A 23,288-nucleotide genomic window follows, 5' to 3' on the forward strand; every position below is an offset into this window, starting at 1 on the left:
TGCTGATCTGAATGTTCCTCAAAACCCTGTCGATGCGCGGCTTCAAGTCGTTCGCGTCCGCCACCCGGCTTGAACTCGAACCGGGCATTACGTGTGTGGTCGGACCGAATGGTTCAGGCAAGTCGAACGTCGTCGACGCGCTCGCATGGGTCATGGGGGAGCAGGGAGCGAAGAACCTCCGAGGCGGAAAAATGGAGGACGTCATCTTCGCCGGCACCTCGAAACGGCAGGCCCTGGGCCGGGCCGAAGTCAGTCTGACGATTGACAACACCGACGGGGCCATCCCGATTGACTACACGGAAGTCACCATCAGCCGCACGCTGTTCCGCTCAGGCGGCAGCGAATACGCCGTCAACGGCGCACCCGCCAGGCTTCTGGACATCCAGGAGCTGCTCTCAGACTCCGGTCTGGGCAAAGAGATGCACGTCATCGTCGGCCAGGGACAGCTGGACCAGGTCCTTCACGCCGACCCCTTTGAGCGCCGCGGAATCATCGAAGAAGCCGCCGGTGTCCTCAAACACCGCAGGCGCAAAGAAAAAGCCGTCCGCAAACTCAACGGCCTGCAGACCAACCTTGACCGCCTGCAGGACCTGCGGGCAGAACTCGCCCGACAGCTGGGGCCCCTGGGCAGGCAGGCTCGTGCCGCCCAGCGTGCCGCAACCGTCCAGGCGGAACTGCGCGATGCCAACGCCCGCCTGCTGGCCGATGACATCGTCCAAACAGAAGCCGCGCTGCAGAACACGGGCGATGCGCACACGGAGTCTCAGCAGCGTCAGCACCTAGAGGCGCGCATTGCGCAGCTGGAAGAGGAAATCTCTGAGGCGCGCACCGCCGCGGTGAAGGCGGAAGAAGAACACGACCGCCTGTCACAGCTGCTGCGCAGGGTGGGGCAGGCTGCCACTCGAGCCAAGGCGGCAGCTGGCCGCGCTCGCGACCGCGTGGAATTCCTCCGCACACCCGCACAAAAGCTCAGCGGCGACGAACCCGAAGCACTGCTGGAGCGGGCCGAGCACTTCCGCGGTGAGCTCAGCGATGCCGAAGACCAGCAGAGCAAGAGGGCACAGAGCCTCGAAGAGCTGGCGCAGACCCGCTCGGAGATTTCAGGAAAGCTCGAGCAGGCAGAAGCCGCACTGAAAGCCGCACGGGCGGAAATCGCCGAAAAGGTCCGCATCCGGGCCGGCCTCGAATCCGATGTCGAAACGGCCAACCGCGCACTCGAGGGGATTGCCCGCGAAAAAGCCGACGCCGCGCCGGCACGCGACAAGCTCCTGGCCGACATCGAAGCCGCACGCGCCGAAGCCCAGCGTGCAGAAGCCGCCGCAGCTGAACTCGAAGGCGACCAGACCGGCATCGACGACACTGTGAAGGCCGCGGCGGAAGCCACCGCGCAAGCCCAGAAAGCATTTGACGAAGCCAGTGCGCGCAGTGCCGAACTGACCGGTCAGCTGCGCAAGACAGAGGCCCGCATTGAGGCCCTGCAGCTGAGCGCCTCGCATTCGGCATCAGCCGAGGACCTCCTCGCCCTTGAAATCGACGGGGTGACCGGACGAGTAGAAGACCTCCTGGAGATCGAAGCGGGCTTCGAAACAGCAGCTGCGGCAGCACTCGGCCCGTTTGCGCAGGCACTGTTTGCCAGCAGCCATGCAGCAGGGCTCGCACTGCTGGACAGCACGGACGACGGTGCCGACGTCGACACCGTCATCGGCTCCACGGCCCAGACCAGCGGTCCTGAAACTCTCGAGGTCAGCGGCGGCAGGCGAGCTGTTGACGTCGTGGCCTCGACGGATCCCGCACTGCACGCCGCCTTGCGGTCGGTGCTCAGCCGCACCGTCATCGTCGATGATTCCGATGCTGCGCTTGCGCTTTTGGAAGACCACCCTGACCTGACCTGCGTGACGCGGGCGGGAACCGTCATCGAAGCCCACCGCGTGCGCCGCTCCGGCAGGGCGGAAGCCGCCCGTGCCGAAGCGCGCAACGCGCTCGCAGAAGCCCAGGCCGGCATCGGCGACCTCACACGGGCAGCCGCAGACGCCTCGTCGGAAGTTGAGAAGCTGCGCGAAGCCCTCCGGACCGCCCGCAGTGACGAACAGCAGGCGCAAGAAGCCCGGCGCGACGCAGAAGCTCAGGGTATCCGCGCCCAAGGCAGCGTTACGGCCGCCAAGGAGCGCGTGCAGCTGCTGGAGGCAGAAATCGAGCGCCTCGATTCCCGCAGCGCACAGCTGGAAGAACGCCGAGCCCAGGCGGAAGAGCAACGTGACAAAGCCCAGGCAGCCCTTGCGGGACTCGACAGCGTCGATGCCGAACCCGACACAGAAGACCGCGACCGTCTGGCACAAGAACACTCGCAGCTGGGCGAAGAGGTCATGGAAGCCCGGATCGCGGCCCGCTCAGCCGATGACCGCGTGCGCTTCCTAGCCGACCGCATCGACAGCCTGCGCCGCAAAGCGCGCGCCCAACAGGCCGAACGCGAACGCCTGCAGCGCGAAGAACAGGCGCGCAGGCTGCTGGCAGACAGAACCGAAGCCGCCGGTGCCATCGCCGTGGAACTCGCCGAACATCTGGCCGAACGCGAAAAGAGCGCCGAAGCAGAACACGCCCGGCTGCAGTCAAGCCGCGCGGAAGCCAACCAACGTGCCGAAAAGCTGCGGGAAAGCCTGGAAGAGCTCCGCGGAGAATTGGCGAAGCTTGCAGAAGCCGAACACGCGGCAGCGCTGAAACGCGAACGCTTCGTACTCAAGCTCGAAGAGCTCAGCCGGCGAGCGGAACAGGAAATCGGCCTGGCGGCCCAGAACCTCGTCGAACAGTTCGGCCCCCACCTCGACGTCCCCGACTTCTCAGCTGACGTTGACAGCGACGCTGACGAACTGCCGACCCGGCCGTTTGTGCGCGCTGAAGTCGAAGCCGCACAGAAAAAAGCCGAGCGCGAAATGAAGCGCATCGGCAAGGTCAACCCGCTGGCGCTCGAAGAGTTCACCGCGCTGCAGGAACGCCACGACTACCTGGAAAAGCAGATCAACGACATCGAAGAGACCCGCGAGGATCTGCGCGGCATGGTCAGCCAAATCGACGAACTCGTCAAAGAGGTCTTCGCCGAGGCCTTTGCCGACACGGCACGTGAATTCACCGACATCTTCAGCCGACTGTTCCCCGGGGGTGAAGGGTCGCTGTCGCTGACAGACCCGGACGACATGCTCACGACCGGGGTCGAGGTGTTCGCCCGGCCAGCCGGAAAGCGAGTCCGCAGGCTGTCGCTGCTGTCGGGTGGGGAACGCTCGCTCGTCGCTGTTGCCATCCTCGTGGCGATCTTCAAAGCCCGGCCCAGCCCCTTCTACGTCATGGACGAAGTCGAAGCGGCACTCGACGACGCGAACCTCACGCGTCTTCTCGGTGTTTTCAAAGAGCTGCAGGAAAGCTCGCAGCTGATCGTCATCACCCACCAGAAGCGCACAATGGAGATCGCCGATGCCCTCTACGGCGTCACAATGGGCGGCGATGGAATCTCAAAGGTCGTCTCACAGCGGCTGGCCGACAGCCGGCGAGGCGAATAGGTGGTTCTCGAATAGAACTATCAGCTTGGTCGCATTAAGCTGGTCTTCTGAGATCCGCCGAAATCACGCGCCGAGGAGCTTCTGCCCATGTTCTGCAACCGCCCAATCACGGGGTGCTGATGGCTGGTCTGGGCAGCTTTGTCATTCTCCTCATCGGCCTGGCGATCATTCTGACGATCGGCATCATCATCGTGCTCGCTGTGGCTGTGCCGCGCCTGCGCGAAGAAGGCCGCATCAGGGCCAGCTCCTCGCAGCGCTTCCGCCTGCCTCACTCGTGGACCGGCTATGACGACTACGGCTTCTTCGGTGCAGACGAAGAAACCGCGCACCTTCCCACGCGCGAACAAGCCGCCGTCACCGCGATGGCCGACCACCACTACGTGCTCATACCGCAGCCGCGCCGTCACGCGGCACCGAGCCTCTCAACGCTGCGGCCGCGCACCCGACACTGGAAGGTCCCGGAAACCGGTGCGGGGCTGAGGACCACCCTGAATATTCTGTTCCGCTAGATTGGGTGCCATGGACACTCTTGTCACAGTCGGCATCATCCTGGCCATTGTTCTCATCGCCGTGGGCTTTGTGCTCTTCGGCCCTGCGCGTACTAAGCGCCGCACTCCGCCGGCACACGTGCCGGACCTTGTCGAGGACACCGAACCCACTGAGGTCGAAGAGGAGCGGCGGTACGAAACCCCCACCGAACCGACCACCCGCCTGGCCCGGCTGCGCGCTCGACTGGCCAAGTCCAACAACGTCTTCGGCCGCGGTCTGCTGACTCTGCTTTCCCAGGACACTCTGGACGAACAGACGTGGGAAGACATCGAAGATTCGCTCATCATGGCCGACCTCGGCGTTGACACGACCGCCGAACTGGTCGACTCGCTGCGCGAAAGGGTGCGAGTGCTCGGCACCCGCGACCCCGAACACCTCAAGCCCCTGCTGCGCGAAGAGCTCATCAAAGTCGTCGACCCGACCATGGACCGCACGCTCAACGTCGATCGCACGGAGGCCGCTCAGGCAGCCGGCGACCCCGCCGTCATGCTCGTGGTGGGCGTCAACGGTGCCGGCAAAACCACCACCGTGGGCAAAATCGCCCGCGTCCTTGTAGCCGAAGACCGCAAGGTCGTACTCGGAGCGGCGGACACCTTCCGTGCGGCAGCCGCAGAGCAGCTCACCACGTGGGGCGACCGCGTGGGTGTCGAGACCGTCCGCGGAGAAGAGGGCGTCGACCCCGCATCGGTTGCCTACGCAGCCGTCGAACAGGGCAAGCGCGACGGCGTTGACGTTGTCGTCATCGACACCGCCGGCCGCCTGCAGAACAAGCGCGACCTCATGGACGAGCTCGGCAAGGTCAAGCGCGTGGCAACCCGCCCGCTGGGCGAGGGGCACGAGGCTGACGAAGTTCTGCTCGTCCTGGATGCCACCACCGGTCAGAACGGCATGCAGCAGGCGAAGGTGTTCGCCGAATCCGTCGACATCACCGGCATTGTGCTCACCAAGCTTGACGGCACCGCAAAGGGCGGCATCGTCGTCGCCGTTCAGCGCGCTTTGGGAGTGCCGGTCAAACTCATCGGCCTGGGCGAAGGCGCTGACGACCTCGCGCCGTTCACCGCCGAGGGCTTCGTCGACGCGCTGCTCGAATCCTGACCGGGACCGGCACAGCCGCTTGAGCCCACCGGTGCCGTGGGACAGCGGATCCGGACGGCAACAGCTGAGAAACCGGGCCCGGCGCATCGTCTATCCTTGTCTGTTGAGTTTCAGTCCACATAAGAAGGCAGTCAGAACCCGTGTTCAACTCTCTTTCCGATCGCCTGACAGCAACCTTCCGCAATCTGCGCGGCAAAGGCCGCCTGTCGGAAGCAGATGTCGATGCGACAATCCGCGAAATCCGCCGTGCGCTTCTCGACGCTGACGTCGCGCTTCCGGTGGTGCGCTCCTTCACGGGGCGCGTGCGCGAACGCGCGCTGTCGGAAGAGGTTTCGCAGGCGCTCAACCCCGGCCAGCAGGTCGTCAAGATCGTCGGTGACGAACTCAAGGGAATCCTCGGCGGGCAGACCCGCCGCCTCGAATTCGCCAAGAAACCGCCGACGGTCATCATGCTCGCCGGTCTGCAGGGTGCCGGTAAGACCACCCTGGCCGGAAAACTCGCTCACTGGCTGCGCGGCGAGGGCCACCGCCCCATGCTCGTGGCCTGTGACCTTCAGAGGCCGAACGCAGTCAACCAGCTCCAGGTGATGGGTGAACGCGCCAGCGTTCCCGTCTACGCTCCGGAGCCGGGCAACGGCGTGGGCGACCCCGTGGCTGTTGCCAAGGACTCGATCGAAGAAGCCCGCCAGAAGCTGCACGACGTGGTCATCGTCGACACCGCGGGCCGCCTGGGCATCGACCAGGAGCTCATGCAGCAGGCCGCCGACATCCGCGCGGCCGTCAACCCCGACGAAGTCCTGTTCGTCATCGACGCCATGATCGGTCAGGACGCTGTGCAGACCGCCGAGGCCTTCCTTGAGGGCGTCGACTTCACGGGTGTCGTCCTGTCGAAGCTCGACGGTGATTCACGAGGCGGTGCCGCCCTGTCGGTCGCCGAAGTCACCGGAAAGCCCATCATGTTCGCCTCGACCGGCGAAGGGCTGAAGGACTTCGAACAGTTCCACCCGGACCGCATGGCCGACCGGATCCTCGACATGGGCGACATCATGACGCTCATCGAGCAGGCCGAGCGCACCTTCGACAAGAAGGAAGCCGAAAAGCTCGCCAAGAAGGTCGAATCCGGTGACGGCTTTGACCTCGAGGACTTCCTCAAGCAGATCGGCGCCATCCGCAAGATGGGCTCGATGAAGAAGATGCTCGGCATGATCCCGGGCATGGCCCAGCACCGCCAGCTGATCGAGCAGTTCGACGAACGTGAATTCGACCGCATCGAGGCGATCATCCGCTCGATGACACCGGCTGAGCGCGCCAACCCCAAGATTCTCAACGGATCCCGCAGGGCCCGTATTGCCCGCGGTGCCGGTGTTGAGGTCAGCCGCGTCAATCAGCTCATGGAGCAGTTCGCCGCAATGCAGAAGATGATGAAGCAGATGGGCGGCGGCCGCGGTATGCCGCAGATGCCGGGTATGCCCGCCATGCCGGGAATGCCGGGCATGGGTGCCGGGGGAGGCCGCAAGCAGCGCCGCAAGCCCGGCGGCAAGAAGCGCAGTGGTGCCGGCAAATCCGGCAACCCGGCAAAGCGCGCCCAACAGGAACGCGAAGCGCAGCTGCGCCGGGAAGGCAAGGCGCCCAGCCAGCAGGGCGCATCCTTCGGCGGCATCGACCTGGGGGATGACGAAGAGTTCGACCTGTCGAAGCTTCCCAAGGGCTTCGGCGGCTTCTCGAAGTAACCGGCGCTGGAGAGCCCGGCCAGCCCCCGGTGGAAAGCCAGCGTCTTTTCTGGCACAATAATCTGCTGTACTTGTCTGCCCGCTGATCCCTCTCAGCCAGCGGACAGGCTGGAACACGAAGACACGAACCGCTGACATCCCCACGTCATGCGCTCGGATCTTCACCCTGATTGCAAAAGGAGACACCACAGAAGTGGCAGTCAAAATTCGTCTGAACCGCATCGGCAAGGTCCACGTACCGCACTACCGCGTCGTCGTGGCTGACTCGAAGACCCGCCAGAACGGCCGTCCGATCGAAGAGATCGGTCTGTACCAGCCCACCTACAACCCGTCGGTCATCAAGATCGACTCGGAGCGCGCACAGTACTGGCTCTCCGTGGGTGCTCAGCCCACCGACCAGGTCAAGGCTCTGCTCAAGCTCACGGGTGACTGGGCTAAGTTCACCGGCGAAGGTGACACCACCAACCGCGTCGAGGGCCAGGCTGAAAAGCAGGAATTCGAAGCTCCCGAAGCCAAGTCGGTCATCAAGCCGAAGGAAGAAAAGGCTGAGGAAGCTCCGGCTGAAGAAGCCGCCGAAGCTCCTGCTGAAGAAGCACCCGCTGCTGAAGAAGCACCCGCTGCTGAAGAAGCAGAAGAGGCCTGATCATGCTTGCGCAGGCGCTTGAACACCTCGTACAGGGAATCGTCGACAATCCTGACGACGTTTCCGTGAGGGAGCGCAGCAGCGGTCGCGGTACGACCCTCGAAGTGCGCGTCCACCCTGACGACCTCGGTCGTGTCATCGGACGTGCCGGACGCACCGCCAAGTCGCTGCGCAAAGTCGTGAACGCCATTTCCGGCGAACGCGTGCGCGTCGATCTTGTCGAAGCCTGATCACACTCGCAGTCTTCAAACAGCGCCCCGTGGAGGATTTCCTCCCGGGGCGCTGTTGTGTTTGATATCGCAGTTTTGGCACACCCGTTAGCGACGGATCTGCGCTTTAGCCGCAAGGGCCCACCCGTTAGCAAGAAAAACTCCCGTTAGCCGCCACTGTTTTCGGGTGTTTTTGTTGCTAAACGGTGTGCGGGTGCAGGAAGGGGCCGAGGTGGAGGTCCGGTTTTCGTCGGCCGCCGGGGTGCAGGGCGCGGCTGGGCCGCAGCACCTCGGGCGCACCTACCGGATGCCGCCCGCCGTTACACTGGAGGGGTCCGTCAAGCTGTGAAAGGCCCCTGTGAGTCAAGTTGTCGCCCGGTTGGGCAAGCCACACGGAATCCGCGGTGAGTTCACCGTCGAAGTCCGCACCGATGATCCCGATGAGCGCTTCCTCGTCGGCAGTGAATTCTCCACTCAGCCGGACATCGGCACTCTCACTTTGACCCGGGCCAGGTGGCATCGCGACCGCCTGCTGCTGACCTTCGCCGAAATCAGCGACCGCACGCGGGCGGAAGAGGTCCGCAACACCCTCATCAGCGTCGAAGCGGACGACAGTGACGACGACAGCGCCTGGTACGTTGCCGACCTCATCGGCCTCGACGTGATCGAAAACGACACCGTGATCGGCAAAGTCGCCGACGTCATCAACAACCCCGCGCAGGATCTCCTCGAAATCACCCTGCACAGCGGGGCTGAGGCTCTTATCCCGTTCGTTGAGGAAATCGTTCCACACGTCGACATCGACGCCGGCACCGTGACGATCACCCCGCCGGCGGGACTGCTGCCGCAGGACGGCGAATCGTGAGACTCGACGTTCTCACAATCTTCCCGGACTACTTAAGCCCGCTCGACCTTTCCCTCATCGGCAAAGCCCGCAGGGACGGCCACCTGGACTTGCGGGTGAGCAACCCGCGCGACTACACCACTGACCGCCACCACACCGTTGATGACACTCCCTACGGCGGCGGTGCTGGCATGGTGATGAAAGCCGAGCCGTGGGCACAGGCCCTGGAAAGCACACTCGAGGGCTCCTCGGGAATAGGGGAGCGGCCCGTGCTGATCGTGCCCAGCCCCGCGGGCATTCCCTTCACCCAGAAGATCGCCCGTGACCTCGCCGCGCGCGAACACCTCGTGTTTGCCTGCGGACGCTACGAGGGCATCGACCAGAGGGTCGTCGAATGGGCCGCAGACGATGGCCGCTTCGATGTTGAGCTCATCAGCATCGGCGACTACGTGCTCAACGGCGGCGAAGTCGCGGCACTCGTCATGATCGAGGCGATTGCCCGGCTGATCCCGGGCATCATCGGCAACCCGGAATCACTGGACGAGGAAAGCCACGAAGACGGGCTGCTCGAATATCCCGCCTACACAAAGCCCGCCGAATGGCGCGGTCGCGGCATCCCCGAGGTTCTGCTGTCGGGCAACCACGCGGCAATTGCCCGTTGGCGCTACGAACAGCGGCTGCGCAGGACAAGCGAGGTGCGTCCCGACATGCTCGAAAAGCTGTGGGACAGCCTCAGCAAGAAGGACCGCGACTACCTCGACTCGCTTCGCGGCCGGCACTGACCAGGTGCCGTGCCGCACTGCGCGGGCACTTTGGCGGCACTGAGCCGGCGCTCTCGGGCGTACGAGGTGCCGGCCCGGCACGGTGCGGATCTGCGGTTCTGATCTCGACTTGGCGAGGCGTGCGCCTGTGCACTAAACTGGGTCTCTGCGTTTGCTGACTTCAGCCTGCCTCGGAGGGCTCGCAAGTCCACAAGGGAAGCCGCAAGGCCATCCGGCAGACCATCCGCCCATCCGCTTTCTGCGGATACTGACACGCGCATGTACGATCCGGGGCGCGCATGCAGGAGAAACCAATGCAGAAACTTGATTTTCTCGACAAGGCTTCGCTGAAGACCGACATTCCCAACTTCAAGGCCGGTGACACCGTTGACGTGCACGTGCGCGTCATCGAAGGCTCGCGTTCGCGTGTCCAGGTGTTCCGCGGTGTTGTTCTGCGCCGTCAGGGCCAGGGTGTTGGCGAAACCTTCACCGTCCGCAAGATCAGCTTCGGCATCGGCGTCGAGCGTACTTTCCCGGTTCACGCACCCACGATCGACAAGATCGACGTGCTGACCCGCGGTGACGTTCGCCGCGCCAAGCTGTACTACCTGCGCGACCGTCACGGCAAGGCCGCTCGCATCCGCGAGAAGCGCTGAGCATGACGAACTGAGGGCGCGAACCGATCGGTTCGCGCCCTTCGTCATATCCGGAACATGCACACATCACGCACTCGCCGCATCCTGCCGGTCATCGCATGGCTGGCCATCGTGGGCCTCCTGCTGGCCGGCATCCTGCGCGGCTTCGTCGTGCAGAGATTCTCCATCCCGTCTGAATCCATGGAGCCCACCCTGCAGCCGGGGCAGAAGATCACCGTCTGGCGCGTCCCGGCGCTGAAGGGAGACATTGAACGCGGCGACGTCGTCGTCTTCGACGGCCGCGGCAGCATGATCCCCGGCACAGGTCCCGGCGGGGTGCAGAACATCGCATCGTGGTTCGGGATCGGACCGAAGAACGTCTTCTACGTCAAACGCGTCATCGGCATCGGCGGCGACGAAATCGTCTGCTGCGAGGACAACCAGCTGACCGTCAACGGTGAGCCATTGCAAGAGCCGTACCTGAAAGACCAGGAGGGCTCCGCCTCGGAAATGGAATTCCACGTGCGCGTGCCCGAAGGGCGCGTGTGGCTCATGGGCGACAACAGGCACAATTCGACTGACTCGCGGAACCTTCTGGGCCAACCCGGCGGGGGAATGGTCCCGCTCAAGCGGATCATTGGAACAGTCCGAGAATCTGACCAGCAGGCGCCGCGATAGGATGGCCCGGTGACTGAACGGAAGAAGGACGGCAGCAAGGCCTTGCGGGGGCTGCGTGAAATCGCGATCATCGTGGTGATCGCTCTCGTCGTTTCCTTCGCTATCAAAACCTTCGTCGTCCGCTCGTTCTACATCCCGTCGTCATCGATGGAGAACACACTGCAGATCGACGACCGCATCATGGTCAACCAGCTGCCGTGGAACGAACCGCAGCGCGGACAGATCATCGTCTTCGATGACCCGGGCGGTTGGCTGCCCCCAGACACATCGGGCAGCTACAAGCCGAACCCGGTGCTTGAGTTCCTGGGTCTCGTACCGGCCAACGCCGGCCAGCAGCTGATCAAACGCGTCATCGGCGTCGGCGGCGACACAGTCGAATGCTGCGACGAAAAGGGCCGCCTCAAGGTCAACGGCCAGCCGATTGACGAAACCTACATCAAGCGCGGAACCGACCCTTCGGCCATCAAATTCAAAGTGGAAGTCCCCGAGGGCAGCTACTGGGTGATGGGCGACAACCGCGCAAACTCACTCGATTCGCGCTACAACACCGAATCTGCCGGCGGACCGTTCGTATCGAAGGACAACGTGGTCGGCACGGTGTTCGTCATCAACTGGCCACTGGACCGCTTCTCACGCGTCAAAGCCGCCACCGAAGTCTTCGCCGACGTTCCCAACCCGTGAACGGACTGACTGACCTCAGCCTTGAACGGCAGCTGTACGACGACGGCATCCGACGGGTCATCGGAATGGACGAGGTGGGGCGCGGCTGCACCGCAGGCCCCGTCGGGGTGGGGGCCGTCTGGTTCTCACTCGATGAACTCCTGGCTGAACCCGCTGGCATCCCGGCGGGGCTCAACGATTCGAAACAGATCACACCGGCGCGCCGACCCGGTGTCGCCCAGTCGGTCCGCGACTGGCAGGAGCACGCGCAGGTGAGTTACGCCTCGGCTGCCGAAATTGATGAAATCGGCCTGACAGCAGCACTGGCACTGGCTGGCCGCAGGGCCCTGGCACAGCTTCCCGAAGCCGACGTCGTGCTGTTGGACGGCAAACACAACTGGCTGTCTTATGAGCCGTCCCTTGTGGATGCGCACCTGTTTGCCGATGCTGACGCGGTGGTCCCGGAAGTTCGCACCTTCATCAAGGGCGACGGGCGGATCGTCACGATCGCCGCGGCCTCCGTCATCGCGAAGGTCGACCGTGATGCGCTCATGGTCAAACTCGACGCGCAGTTCCCCGAATACGGCTGGGCCGGCAACAAGGGGTACCCCAGCCCCGCACACAAGCGCGCCGTGGCAGAATTCGGGCCCACCGAGTGGCACCGCAGGTCATTTGCCCTCTGAGGGCCGAACACTAGGGTAGGAGCTATGAGCGTCGAAGACCTTGAGGCTTTTGAAGCTGATCTCGAACTGCAGCTGTACCGCGAATACCGCGATGTCATCAGCCTTTTCTCCTACGCCGTGGAAACCGAACGGCGGTTCTACCTGGCCAACTCCGTTGACGTGCAGCAGCACTCCGACGGCCGCGATGTCTTCTTCGAGGTCACGCTCACCGACGCCTGGGTGTGGGACACGTGGCGCACCGCCCGTTTCGTGACGAACGTGCGGATACTCACCTATAAGGACGTCAACATCGAAGAGCTCGCCAAGAGCGATTTCCCCGGCCCCGAGGGCCTCGACGGCTGATTCTGCCGCTGTTGTGAAGGCCGGCCACCGGGCGGCTGGGTGCGCTCTTCAGCCGGTGCTCACTTCCGTGCCTGTGCCTGTGGACTGAGGGCAGGTTATCCCCAAGACCTTTGACGAGGTGCCGCTCCACTTGGTCTGCCGGGCACCGTTGGCGGCATGAATGAGCCGCAGAGAAAACCACACAACACAACGCTGGGCGCCAGGGGCGAAGAAATCGCCGCCAACTACCTTGAGCGCGACTGCGATTGGATCATCCTCGACCGCAACTGGCGATGTCGTGACGGTGAAATCGACATCATCGCCTATGACGACGAAGACGTCGTGTTCGTTGAAGTCAAAACCCGTTCGAGTGCCTTTTCCGGCGACCCGCTGGAAGCTGTTGACTTCCACAAGCTGCGCACCCTGCAGGGCCTGGCCACACGCTGGGTGACCGAGCAGAAGGGCTACATCCCCAGCTACCGGATTGACGTCATCGGAATCTGCTTCGGCGGTGAAGCGCCCACGCTTACCCACATTGAGCAGGTGTTCCATGACTGGTGAAGCACCAACCACGCCGGCCGGAGCGCTCGCTGACGTGGGTGAGAAGCCGGCACCGCCGGCCGACGCACCCGCCTACACCGTGATCAAACCGAAAGCCCGGGCCATTGGAGCCACGAGCGCAGTCGCCTTGTGGGGGCTTTCCGGCACGGTCATTGCCGTGGAGGCGAGCATCAACAACGGGCTGCCGGGCATCGACATCGTGGGACTTCCCGACGCCTCGGTTTCGGAAGCGCGCAAACGAGTCCGTGCGGCAGTGTCGAATGTGGGGCTGAGTCTTTCGGCTCAGCGCATAACGGTGAACCTGTCACCGGGCAGTGTGAAGAAAGCCGGAACCGCGTTCGACCTCAGCATTGCGGTGGCGCTGCTCGCGGCAGAAGGGGCTGTCAACCGCGACTCCGCGGCATCGTGCGTCTGCATTGGCGAATTGGGCCTAGACGGCAGACTCCATCCGGTCAACGGAGTGCTGCCCATGGTGTCCGCGCTGCGGAAGGAAGGCCTGCGGCGTGTGATTGTGCCCAAGGCGAATGAAAGCGAAGCTCTCCTGGCTGGCGATGTCGACGTGCGCGGGTGCATCAGTCTGGCCGATGCCGTGCGGGTGCTCGGCGGGGACGTGCGTCCCGTTGACCTCGTGCCGGTTGAGCTGAGCGGTCGGCGGGCAGTCGAGCCGCAGCGTCCGGGTGACCTCGCGGACGTGCAGGGTCAGGACGACGCCCGGTGGGCCCTCGAGGTTGCGGCTGCCGGTGGGCACCACCTGCTGATGAGCGGTCCGCCCGGGGCGGGCAAGACAATGCTCGCCGGCTGCCTGCCTGGTCTGCTGCCGCCCCTGTCACCTGACGAGGCGGTGGAAGCCTGCTCGCTGCAGTCCCTGGACGGCACACTTGATCCCGAGAGGGGGCTTGCCGCTGTTCCTCCCTTTGAATCTCCGCACCACCGCACGACTGCCGCGGCAATGGTGGGCGGTTCCAAACCGGGGATGATCGGCGTGCTGTCAAAAGCCCACAGGGGAGTGCTGTTCCTCGATGAGGCCCCCGAATTCAGTCGCGATGTTCTCGAAGCCATGCGACAGCCCCTGGAAAGCGGAGTGTGCAGCATTCACCGGGCGTGGGGCTCGGTTGATCTTCCCGCCCAGTTTCAGCTTGTTCTTGCTGCGAACCCGTGCCCGTGCGGTGGTTCGACCGGCAGGCAGTGCATGTGCAGTCCCACGGAGAAAAGGCGCTATAGAGCCAAACTGTCCGGGCCCCTCATGGACCGCGTGGATATTCAGCTGACAGTGCAGCCCATCAGTCCGGCCGACCTGCACAGAAAAGAAAAGCGCGAAGGCTCAGCAGAAGTCGCACAGCGAGTTGCCCAGGCTCGGCAGGTGCAAGCAGAGCGGTACAGCACAGACGGCTTTTCCCTCAATGCGCGAGCTCCGGGCAGTCGACTGCGGGAGATCTTCCACTTCACACCGCAGGAAACAGCGCACCTGGATACCGCTTTAGAACGCGGAACGCTGTCGATGCGCGGCTATGACCGGGTGCTGCGCATAGCCGCAACAATCGCCGATCTGCGCGGCATTGAACGCCCCGGGCGTGACGAGCTCATGGCGGCGGCCGCACTGCGAACCCAGGAGCAGCTATGACCGATATTGCCGAACTGCGAGCAGCCGCGAACCTCCTGCGCACAGCAGAGCCCACCGACCGGATGCTCGCGGTGTGCATACGCGCCGAAGGCGTGGAAGAAACATGGCGCGCGCTCAGCGAAGCGGCACGCCACGACGGGACAGACAACGCCGGGGCGAAGAGCTTCATCACGCGCTGTGCGGCCACATTCGGCATCACGGCCAGCACGGAAGCGGTGAGCAAAGCCGCCGAACGATGGCGCGCCAGAATCACAGGGCACGACGGCGATGCCGACCGTGACCTGAGGATTATGGAACGGCTTGGCGCTCGCCTCATCACGCCGGACAGCAGCGAATGGCCAGAGCAGCTGGATGACCTCGGTCTGGATGCGCCAACAGCCCTGTGGGTGCGCGGACCGGGCAATCTGGCCGAGCTCGCAGATGTTTCCTGTGCTCTTGTCGGTGCTCGTGCCGCAACCGGCTACGGGACCGCGCTTGCCAAGAACACGGCGTTTGAACTGGCTCGAGACTGCGTGACCGTCATTTCCGGCGGAGCATTCGGCATTGACGCGGCAGCGCACGCCGGGGCTCTTGCTGCATCAAGCGGGCGAGCCTCAACAATCGCGCTCATGGCCGGGGGAGTGGACCGCATGTATCCGCGCGGCAACGCGGATCTGCTGGAAGAGCTGTGCCGCAATCACCTGGTGGTCTCCGAGTGCCCACCGGGTGCCACACCCATGCGGCACAGGTTCCTGGCGCGCAACAGGCTGATAGCCGCACTGTCATCAGCCGTTGTGGTTGTCGAGGCGGGCTGGCGCTCCGGGGCTATCAACACCGCGCATCACGCAGCTGAACTCGGTCGCCCACTGGGTGCATTTCCTGGACGCGCCTCGGATGTTGAATCCGCCGGATGCCACCGTCTCATACGGGATGCCGGCGCTGTGCTCGTTGCCGAAGCTGACCACGTGCGCGAACTGTTGGGTACGGCAGACATCGCCGAACTGTTCAGCCGGGAAAGTGCACAGGCACACGGCAAACAGGCGGACGGTCTTAGCGATGCCGAGCTCAAAGTGTTCTCCGCACTCCCGGTGCAGCGCGGCGTTGACTGTTCCACTCTCGCAGTGAGGGCGGGATTGGACCCGCAGACCACGACGGCCGCGCTCGCCGCACTTGAACTTGCCGGGCTGGCACAGCGCAGCGGTGACGAGTGGCAGAAGGGCCGGTGAACTGTCCCCGCTATCCTGGATTCATGACCTCGAACCTTCCCCGCGAGGCACTGCCTGCCGAATACGCTTCGGCCCTTGAGGACTACGAGGCTGATCTCACGGTCCATCAGACAGTGTCCGAACACACCCGGCGGGCATACTGTGCCGATGCACAGTCCGTGCTCGAATTCCTTGTGCGCGCCGCCGGCGGGGAACCCATTGCCCTGCGGGACGTCGAACTGGCCAACCTGCGCCACTGGCTCATGGAGATCCACGAAAACGGGGCATCGCCCAGCACAGCGGCACGGCGCATCGCGGGTGTCAGGTCGTTCTTCACATTCCTGCGGCGCAGCGGCCGCATCGAGGCTTCACCCGCCGAGCGTCTGCAGGCACCCAAAAAACCCGGCCGGCTGCCGGCTGTCCTCAAACAGAGTGCCGCTGAAACTGTGCTGGCCAACACCGCGCAGACCCCCAGTGCAGACACGGAGCAGACAGCAGAGCCCACCCCGGTGCAGCTGCGGGACCGAGCCATGGTCGAACTGCTCTACGCCACGGGCATGCGCGTATCAGAACTCACAAGCCTCAACCTGGACTCGATCGACTTCACCAACAAACTCATCACGGTCATCGGCAAGGGGCGCAAAGAACGCCGAGTGCCCTTCGGCGGGCCGTCAGAAGCTGCGCTGAACGCCTGGTTGGACAAGGGGCGGGATGCGCTGGCCGCAGAGCCTGAAGCCCTGTTCGTCGGCGTGCGCGGAAAGCGCATTGACCCGCGTCAAGTGCGCGAGGTCGTAGGGCGGGCAACTGCCGGCTACAGCGATTCCCCAAAGCTGGCACCGCACGGTCTGCGGCATTCAGCGGCAACTCACATGGTGGAAAACGGGGCTGACATTCGCCAAGTGCAGGAAATGCTCGGGCACGCCAGTCTGAGTTCGACGCAGATCTATACGCACGTTTCCCTGCAGCGGCTCAAAGACACCTACCGGCAAGCCCACCCTCGCGCATAAAACGGGATATACGAGTTTGGCCTGCCGATGAACAGGCCGTCTGCTGTCAGCTGCGAGAAAGATTGACCGGCTGCTGGCCTGCGCTTACAGAGTTCGGCTGGCGAAGGAAGTCCCTGAGGGTTGAACTGGGTGTCTGCGAACCAGCCGTAACGTTGATTTCACTGCCTGGCGCGAGGTCTGCATCGAGGACTTCGCAGACGAGGTCGGCGATATCGTCCAGGCGCACAGGCTGGAAGTCGATGTCCGATGAAGCAAGCTGCAGACCGGGCGCCGCATCGATCATCATTGCCGAAGGCCTGATGATTGTGTAGTTCAAACCGGAAATCCGCAGTGCTTCGTCCGCCATGGTCACTGATTCCGGGTGGGCACAGCCCACAGCGGCGGCGAGAGATGCGCACGGCGTAACCTGCACAAAGCGCTCAACACCGGCAAGCTTGGACGCCTGCTGCGCGCGCAGTGACCCCACAAGGTTGTTGGAGAACACGTCGAAGCTGTTGTCCAACCGCGAGCCTGCCGCGTATACGACGGAGTGGACCCCGCTGAGGGTTTCGGCGAGTTCCTCGATCGCTGAGCGGGAAACATCGGCCAGGACGGGGGATACGCCGAGGTCAGAAAGCTCCATCTGCTCGTACATCTGTTCCGGGCGGCGCACAATTGAAACGACCTCGTCTGGGTACCTGTCGGTAATAGCTCTGCCGAGGCGGCCAGCGCCGCCGATGATTGCCAAACGGGGGTTCTGGGGATTCACAGTTTCAGAATGCCTGAAGACCGCGCGGGGGCCAAACCGGGCACATTACTGTCCCATATCTCGGTATTCCCAGTGCCACGGCTCAGGCAGAGAGCCCGATGGCTCCGCCCACGGCGGGTGCACCCAGCCGAAACGGGCGGCGTTCGACTTCATCCACTGATGCTGCGGTGTGCCGAACCTGTTGATGCCAGAGCCCAGGTCCACGGCCAGCGCCCACCCGTGGTTTGAGCGTCCAGGAGTTGCTGCCCATTTGCCCTTGCGGCGTTTGAGTGCCACCTGCGTTTGGTAGTCGCGGTAGGAGTCGGTCACTGAGATCGGATGGCCAAACCTCTGGGCAAAAGCAGCTGACAGCGCATCAAATGATTTCGCAGCATCGCATCGCAGCCTGTGGCCTGGAGCCGACCGCAGCGGGCACAGGGCAACCGCCGGGATCTGCCCGTTGCTGTAGCCTCCCCACGCTCCGGCTCCTGACTTTGCGACTGAGCCTCCCGGTGCCGCGGCCGGCAAGCGGTCCGGTGCCTGCCCTTCGGGCAGCAGGATCGAGGCGTCGGAAACAAAGAAATCAGCCGGATTCAGATAGTCCTTAGCCCGGTCCAGCCTCCAGACGCCGACGTGGACACAGCCCTCAGAACAGTGCGAAGCGTCCGCAACGGTGCCGATCACCTGCCCGGCAGCAACCTGATCGCCCTTGCGCACAGTGGCTGCAACGGGTTCGAACGACACCGCGTAGCCGCCTACTTCGAGACTGACAACTGGTTTTCCGGCGACCTTCCCGGCAAAGCGCACGGTGCCTGTGGCAGGGGAGCGGATCGGTTCGCCGACGGCGGCGGCGACATCGATCCCACGGTGGCCCGCCTTCCAGTTCTGTTCGGGCTTGTCGAAAGCGCGCACAATCTGCAGGCCCGGAACGGGAGTCAGCCAACGGGGCGCAGCTTCAGCACCGGCGCCGTCGGCGTTCTGTGCGTAGGCAGAGGGCGGCCCGCCCACCATGGTCAGCGCGGCAAAAACAGAAGCTGCGATAACAGCAACAGCAGAAGATAGAGCAGAGGTGATGACTTTCATGCACTCAGTTCAGCCGGCCCCCTCACCTTGCCGCGAGGTCCGGAAAACACCTGTGGGAAAGCCCGGCGCAATCCCCAGCCGCGAGAACTGAAGTCACTTCCACCCGGGAGTTCCACCTCGGCGGTCCTGGCCTGCGGCAGCCCCGTTTTGTCTGGGTTGAGCGACAGCGTAGAATGAAACCAGCAGAAGCGTGTCCGCTTCTGACTTCGCGCATCCGATTCAACCGATCTGCCGAAGGTGCGCGCTGTCCACAGCCAACGGATCCCAAGTCCGGTGGAAAGCGCGTCGACAGATCCACGGGTGCCAGGATCAACCGAAAACCGTTCCGCGGTGAAAGCCCACGGGCTCACCGCAGGAACCCTAGGCGCGCAAGCGCAGAGAAAGGAGACCTCGGCATGGCCGTCGTCACCGTTCGCCAGCTGCTCGAATCCGGCGTTCACTTTGGTCACCAGACCCGCCGTTGGAACCCGAAGATGAAGCGCTTCATCTTCACCGAGCGCAACGGCATCTACATCATCGACCTGCAGAAGTCGCTGGGCTACATCGACACCGCCTACGACTTCGTGAAGGAAACCGTCGCACACGGCGGTTCGATCCTCTTCGTCGGCACGAAGAAGCAGGCTCAGGAAGCAATCGCCGAACAGGCCACCCGCGTGGGCCAGCCCTACGTCAACCAGCGCTGGCTCGGCGGTATGCTCACCAACTTCCAGACGATCGCCGGTCGTCTGCGCCGCCTGAAGGAACTCGAAGAAATCGACTTCGAGGACGCAGCTGGCGAAGGCCGCACCAAGAAGGAACTGCTCATCCTGTCCCGCGAAAAGGACAAGCTCGAGCGCACCCTCGGCGGTATCCGCGACATGCAGCGCACCCCGTCGGCCGTGTGGGTTGTCGACACCAAGAAGGAACAGCTGGCCGTTGACGAAGCTCGCAAGCTCGGCATCCCGGTCATCGCTATCCTCGACACCAACTGCGACCCCGACGTTGTTGACTACCCGATCCCGGGCAACGACGACTCGATCCGCTCCGTCAAGCTGCTGACCCGCGTGGTTGCAGACGCAGTCGCCGAAGGCCTCATCAAGCGCCACGGTGCCAGCGAAGAGGGCGAAAAGAACGTTTCCGCCGTCGAACCGATGCCCGAATGGGAGCGCGAACTCCTCGAAGGCAAGTCCGAAGGCGCCGAAGACAAGGCCGAAGCTGACAAGGCTGACGCCGAAAAGGCCGAAGACAAGGCCGCTGACAAGCCCGAAGCCTGACCACACGTCCCTTCGACCCCGTATCTTCCAAAGGAGATTCCATGGCGAACTACACCACAGCTGACATCAAGGAGCTGCGCGAAAAGACCGGCGCAGGCATGATGGACGTCAAGAAGGCACTCGACGAAGCCGCTGGCGACAAGACCAAGGCCGTTGAGATCCTCCGCGTCAAGGGCCTGCAGGGCGCTGCCAAGCGCGAAGGCCGTTCCACCTCGGACGGCGTTGTTCTGGCACGCGTCGAAAACGGCGTCGGCACCATGATCGAGTTCAACTCGGAAACCGACTTCGTTGCCAAGTCCGACACCTTCAGCAAGCTCGCTGAAGAGGTCCTCGACCTGGCCGTTGCGAACAACGCCGACAACGCTGAAACCCTGCTGAACACCGAAATCGACGGCAAACCGGTTTCGCAGATCATCACCGAAGGCGGAGCATCGCTCGGCGAAAAGGTTGACCTGCGCCGCGTGGGCCGCATCGAAGCTCCTTCGATCGCGCAGTACATGCACCGCACCAACAAGGACCTGCCCCCGCAGGTCGGCGTTCTCTTCGCCTACGAAGGCGGCGACGACCAGGTTGCACACGATGTCGCAGTGCACATCGCAGCCATGTCGCCCAAGTTCTTCTCGCGCGAAGACGTTCCCGCTGAGGTCGTCGAAAAGGAGCGCGAAGTCGCCCTTGAGACCGCTAAGAACGAAGGCAAGCCGGAGCGCGCCATCCCGAACATCGTGGAAGGCCGCGTCAACGCATTCTTCAAGGACAACTGCCTGCTGGACCAGGGCTTCGCCAAGGAGCCCAAGACCCCGGTTTCGGCTGTTCTGAAGGAAGCCGGCATCGACGCGAAGGGCTTCCTGCGCTTCCGCGTGGGCGTCTGATCGTCTGAACTGCTGAAATGCCCCCTCGGCTCACTGCCGAGGGGGCATTTCTGTGTCTGGGTTTCGTCCGCCGAGCTGTTTGGGCGGGCTGGTCGGCAGGTGCGGGAAAGCTCACGAGGCGCCGCTCGGCTGCCCCTGTTCCTGCCGGGGAGTTCGGCTCAGGCGACGAGCAGCGCCCCGCCCAGTGCTGTTGCAGCAACGCCGACGGTTACGAGGGCAGCAAGAATGAGCGGTCGCACACCCATGCCGATGAGCGATCGGAAGTGCACGCCGAGACCCAGCCCGAACATCGCAGCGGTCAAGAAGATCTTCTGCACCCAGTCGGCGCCGGTGAGGAACCAACCGGGAAGGGGCAGGAACGTAGTCGCGACAGCTGCCGCGATGAACAGCGCAACCCACAGCGGCACAAGGGGCACACGAGCCGAAGATTCCTCACCTTCTGCTGCTCCACCTCGTGCCATCCAGCGGCCCAGGAAGAACACGACCGGGGCGAGCATGAGCACCCGGGCGAGTTTGACGATGACAGCCGGCTCCAAAGCCGCGGAGCCCAGGATCCCGCCGATGGCGGCAACCTGCGCGACCTCGTGCACACCCGCACCCGTCCAAATGCCCGCGGTGCGCGGATCGAGGTGCCACAGACCGGCAAGCGGGGGCACCACACCGATCATGATGGTGCCGAACAGCACCACGAGAGCAACCGCGGCCGCAGTGTCCTCTTTGCGGGAACGCAGAGTGCTCTGCGCCCCGGCAACAGCAGCGGCGCCGCAGATGGAAAAACCGCAGCCGATCAGCATCGAAAGATCACGGCCCACTCCCAGCAGGCGGCCAAGGCCCACGCTGAGGAAGAAGCCCCCGGCCACAAGAACCACGACGAGCACAATCACGAGCGGACCCATCGCAGCAATATCCGTCAAAGACAGCTTGAAGCCCAAGGCGATGATCGCAGCACGCAGCAGCGGTTTGGACGCAAAGGCAACACCGGGATCAAAGCGTGCAGGAAGCTCAGGCAGCAGATTGCGCACAAGCATCCCCAGCACAATGGCCATGAGAACAGAGCCGGTATGGGGAACAAGGGCCGCAAGACCAAAGGCCGCCGCAGCGGCAGCACCGCACAGCAGCAGGCCCGGCAGCAGGTTCAGCAGTGCGGACGGGAGGGAGCGGGCGGACGTATTCACCCCTCTACTATGCTCCTGGTCGATGTGGGTGCTGAAGCCGCCCCCGCCGCACACGGCGGAATACAGAAACAGCAGGCCCGGATGGGTAGACTGGGAACGATCCAACCGAAGGAAGGAAGCAGATGCCGCACACCGTGAGCGAGAGTCCGAAACCCGAAGCCACACACCGGCGCAGGGTACTCCTCAAACTCTCCGGCGAAGTGTTCGGCGGCGGCTCGGTCGGCGTGAACCCCGATGTCGTCGCATCTGTCGCTCGTGAAATCGCCCCCACTGTCGGCGAAGTCGAAATGTCGATCGTCGTCGGCGGCGGCAACTTCTTCCGCGGGGCTGAACTGCAGAACCGCGGTATGGACCGCACCCGTGCTGACTACATGGGCATGCTCGGCACCGTCATGAACTGCCTTGCACTGCAGGACTTTCTCGAACAGCTCGACGTCGACACGCGCGTGCAGACCGCGATCCCCATGCCGCAGGTGGCCGAAAGCTACATTCCGCGCCGCGCCATGCGCCACATGCAGAAAGACCGCGTGGTCATCTTCGGTGCAGGTGCAGGCCTGCCGTTCTTCTCAACCGACACCGTCGCCGCCCAGCGCGCACTCGAAATCCACGCTGACGAAGTCCTCGTGGCAAAGAACGGCGTCGACGGCGTCTACACGGCAGACCCCAAAACCGATCCGACCGCAAAGAAGCTCGACAGCATCTCCTACCAGGACGCTCTGCAGCGCGGGCTCAAAGTCGTCGACGCGACCGCTTTCAGCCTGTGTATGGACAACAACGTCGCAATGCGCGTCTTCGGTATGGAAGGCGAAGGAAACCTGCGCTCGGCCATCATGGGCGAGAACATCGGCACCGTGCTCTCTGCCTGAGAGCCAGCACTATTCATAGGAGACACAATGATCGATTCTGAGCTTAAGGACGCACGCGGCCGCATGGACGGTGCCGTCGAGGCCACCCAGGAGAACTTCGGATCGGTGCGCACCGGTCGCGCCAACCCGCAGCTCTTCGCCAACATCATGGTCGAGTACTACGGAGTGCCCACCCCGCTGCAGCAGCTGGCCTCCTTCCAGGTTCCCGAAGCGCGCACCCTCCTGATTTCGCCGTTCGACCAGTCGGCTCTCGGCAACATCGAAACCGCGCTGCGCAATTCCGACATCGGTGCCAACCCCGCCAACGACGGCAACGTCATCCGCGTGGTTCTGCCGGAGCTGACCGAAGAGCGTCGCCGTGACTACGTCAAGATCGTCCGCGGCTACGCGGAAGACGGCAAGGTCTCCATCCGCAATGTCCGCCGCCGCACCAAGGACACCCTCGAGAAGTTCCAGAAAGACGGCGACCTCGGTGAAGACGAAGTCCGCGCGGGTCTGGCGGAACTCGACGAGCTGACGAAGAAGAAGACCGACGAAATCGACACGCTTCTCGCAGCAAAAGAAAAAGACCTGATGGAAGTCTGAA

The 23,288-nt window shown here is 63.7% G+C and carries 24 protein-coding genes; 21 read left to right on the forward strand and 3 right to left on the reverse strand.

Features of this window, described 5'->3' with window-relative positions; translation table 11 throughout:
- Nucleotides 1–11: 11 nt before the first annotated feature.
- The 17 genes from smc (at nt 12) to Bravens_RS00905 (ending at nt 16,729) form a co-directional block, all read left to right on the forward strand.
- On the forward strand, nt 12–3,548 hold the full coding sequence (smc, locus tag Bravens_RS00825; protein WP_062019479.1) for a chromosome segregation protein SMC: 3,537 nt from the start codon (nt 12–14) through the stop codon (nt 3,546–3,548).
- A gap of 119 nt (nt 3,549–3,667) precedes the next feature.
- Complete coding sequence (locus Bravens_RS00830) at nt 3,668–4,057, forward strand: hypothetical protein (RefSeq protein ID WP_040377204.1); 390 nt, start codon at nt 3,668–3,670, stop codon at nt 4,055–4,057.
- A 10-nt stretch (nt 4,058–4,067) separates the two neighbouring features.
- Nucleotides 4,068–5,192, forward strand: coding sequence for a signal recognition particle-docking protein FtsY (gene ftsY, locus Bravens_RS00835; protein ID WP_062019602.1), 1,125 nt, complete (start codon nt 4,068–4,070; stop codon nt 5,190–5,192).
- Nucleotides 5,193–5,332: 140 nt separating this feature from the next.
- Complete coding sequence (gene ffh / locus Bravens_RS00840; protein ID WP_062019481.1) at nt 5,333–6,922, forward strand: signal recognition particle protein; 1,590 nt, start codon at nt 5,333–5,335, stop codon at nt 6,920–6,922.
- 193 nt (nt 6,923–7,115) lie between these two features.
- On the forward strand, nt 7,116–7,565 hold the full coding sequence (rpsP, locus tag Bravens_RS00845) for a 30S ribosomal protein S16 (protein WP_062019483.1): 450 nt from the start codon (nt 7,116–7,118) through the stop codon (nt 7,563–7,565).
- A gap of 2 nt (nt 7,566–7,567) precedes the next feature.
- Nucleotides 7,568–7,795 carry an RNA-binding protein gene (locus tag Bravens_RS00850; protein WP_019174823.1) on the forward strand — a complete coding sequence of 76 codons (228 nt, stop codon included), beginning with the start codon at nt 7,568–7,570 and terminating at the stop codon, nt 7,793–7,795.
- Between the two features lie 337 nt (nt 7,796–8,132).
- Nucleotides 8,133–8,639: a ribosome maturation factor RimM gene (gene rimM / locus Bravens_RS00855; protein WP_062019485.1), complete on the forward strand. Its 507-nt coding sequence runs from the start codon at nt 8,133–8,135 to the stop codon at nt 8,637–8,639.
- Nucleotides 8,636–9,400, forward strand: coding sequence for a tRNA (guanosine(37)-N1)-methyltransferase TrmD (gene trmD, locus Bravens_RS00860; RefSeq protein WP_062019487.1), 765 nt, complete (start codon nt 8,636–8,638; stop codon nt 9,398–9,400). The genes rimM and trmD overlap by 4 nt, the downstream gene beginning before the upstream one ends.
- A 293-nt stretch (nt 9,401–9,693) precedes the next feature.
- Nucleotides 9,694–10,035 carry a 50S ribosomal protein L19 gene (rplS, locus tag Bravens_RS00865; protein ID WP_019174827.1) on the forward strand — a complete coding sequence of 114 codons (342 nt, stop codon included), beginning with the start codon at nt 9,694–9,696 and terminating at the stop codon, nt 10,033–10,035.
- A gap of 57 nt (nt 10,036–10,092) precedes the next feature.
- Nucleotides 10,093–10,692, forward strand: a complete 600-nt coding sequence (lepB, locus tag Bravens_RS00870; RefSeq protein ID WP_062019489.1) for a signal peptidase I — start codon at nt 10,093–10,095, stop codon at nt 10,690–10,692.
- Between the two features lie 9 nt (nt 10,693–10,701).
- Nucleotides 10,702–11,373, forward strand: coding sequence for a signal peptidase I (gene lepB / locus Bravens_RS00875; protein ID WP_019174829.1), 672 nt, complete (start codon nt 10,702–10,704; stop codon nt 11,371–11,373).
- Complete coding sequence (locus Bravens_RS00880; RefSeq protein WP_062019491.1) at nt 11,370–12,035, forward strand: ribonuclease HII; 666 nt, start codon at nt 11,370–11,372, stop codon at nt 12,033–12,035. The genes lepB (Bravens_RS00875) and Bravens_RS00880 overlap by 4 nt, the downstream gene beginning before the upstream one ends.
- A gap of 24 nt (nt 12,036–12,059) precedes the next feature.
- The gene (locus tag Bravens_RS00885) at nt 12,060–12,377 is read left to right on the forward strand and encodes a DUF2469 domain-containing protein (RefSeq protein ID WP_062019493.1); all 318 of its coding nucleotides are present in this window, start codon (nt 12,060–12,062) and stop codon (nt 12,375–12,377) included.
- Nucleotides 12,378–12,533: 156 nt separating this feature from the next.
- The gene (locus tag Bravens_RS00890) at nt 12,534–12,917 is read left to right on the forward strand and encodes a YraN family protein (protein ID WP_019174832.1); all 384 of its coding nucleotides are present in this window, start codon (nt 12,534–12,536) and stop codon (nt 12,915–12,917) included.
- The gene (locus tag Bravens_RS00895; RefSeq protein WP_082790949.1) at nt 12,907–14,538 is read left to right on the forward strand and encodes a YifB family Mg chelatase-like AAA ATPase; all 1,632 of its coding nucleotides are present in this window, start codon (nt 12,907–12,909) and stop codon (nt 14,536–14,538) included. Before Bravens_RS00890 ends, Bravens_RS00895 begins: the two co-directional genes overlap by 11 nt.
- On the forward strand, nt 14,535–15,743 hold the full coding sequence (dprA, locus tag Bravens_RS00900; RefSeq protein ID WP_062019495.1) for a DNA-processing protein DprA: 1,209 nt from the start codon (nt 14,535–14,537) through the stop codon (nt 15,741–15,743). The genes Bravens_RS00895 and dprA overlap by 4 nt, the downstream gene beginning before the upstream one ends.
- A gap of 23 nt (nt 15,744–15,766) precedes the next feature.
- Nucleotides 15,767–16,729 (forward strand): tyrosine recombinase XerC, encoded by a 963-nt coding sequence (locus Bravens_RS00905; RefSeq protein WP_070423891.1) that lies wholly within the window; start codon nt 15,767–15,769, stop codon nt 16,727–16,729.
- A 46-nt stretch (nt 16,730–16,775) separates the two neighbouring features.
- Here the strand turns inward: Bravens_RS00905 and Bravens_RS00910 are convergent, their stop codons facing one another.
- Together Bravens_RS00910 and Bravens_RS00915 are read right to left on the reverse strand one after the other, a co-directional pair.
- Nucleotides 16,776–17,477 carry an NAD(P)H-binding protein gene (locus Bravens_RS00910; protein WP_082790950.1) on the reverse strand — a complete coding sequence of 234 codons (702 nt, stop codon included), beginning with the start codon at nt 17,475–17,477 and terminating at the stop codon, nt 16,776–16,778.
- 45 nt (nt 17,478–17,522) lie between these two features.
- Nucleotides 17,523–18,539: a peptidoglycan DD-metalloendopeptidase family protein gene (locus Bravens_RS00915; protein ID WP_062019499.1), complete on the reverse strand. Its 1,017-nt coding sequence runs from the start codon at nt 18,537–18,539 to the stop codon at nt 17,523–17,525.
- Between the two features lie 395 nt (nt 18,540–18,934).
- Here Bravens_RS00915 and rpsB point away from each other — a divergent pair, with 395 nt between their 5' ends.
- On the forward strand, nt 18,935–19,792 hold the full coding sequence (gene rpsB, locus Bravens_RS00920; protein ID WP_062019500.1) for a 30S ribosomal protein S2: 858 nt from the start codon (nt 18,935–18,937) through the stop codon (nt 19,790–19,792).
- Nucleotides 19,793–19,833: 41 nt separating this feature from the next.
- Entirely contained in the window at nt 19,834–20,661 is an 828-nt protein-coding gene (tsf, locus tag Bravens_RS00925; RefSeq protein ID WP_019174839.1) for a translation elongation factor Ts, read from the forward strand.
- Nucleotides 20,662–20,819: 158 nt separating this feature from the next.
- On the opposite strand, the gene Bravens_RS00930 is transcribed toward tsf, so the two are convergent.
- Nucleotides 20,820–21,836 (reverse strand): YeiH family protein, encoded by a 1,017-nt coding sequence (locus tag Bravens_RS00930; protein WP_062019501.1) that lies wholly within the window; start codon nt 21,834–21,836, stop codon nt 20,820–20,822.
- 122 nt (nt 21,837–21,958) lie between these two features.
- On the opposite strand from Bravens_RS00930, the gene pyrH reads away from it, so the two are divergent.
- Nucleotides 21,959–22,702: a UMP kinase gene (gene pyrH, locus Bravens_RS00935; RefSeq protein ID WP_061943809.1), complete on the forward strand. Its 744-nt coding sequence runs from the start codon at nt 21,959–21,961 to the stop codon at nt 22,700–22,702.
- 27 nt (nt 22,703–22,729) lie between these two features.
- The gene (gene frr, locus Bravens_RS00940) at nt 22,730–23,287 is read left to right on the forward strand and encodes a ribosome recycling factor (RefSeq protein ID WP_019174842.1); all 558 of its coding nucleotides are present in this window, start codon (nt 22,730–22,732) and stop codon (nt 23,285–23,287) included.
- Nucleotide 23,288 lies beyond the last annotated feature (1 nt).

It is taken from the genome of Brevibacterium ravenspurgense (assembly GCF_001584615.1).
GTDB lineage: Bacteria > Actinomycetota > Actinomycetes > Actinomycetales > Brevibacteriaceae > Brevibacterium > Brevibacterium ravenspurgense.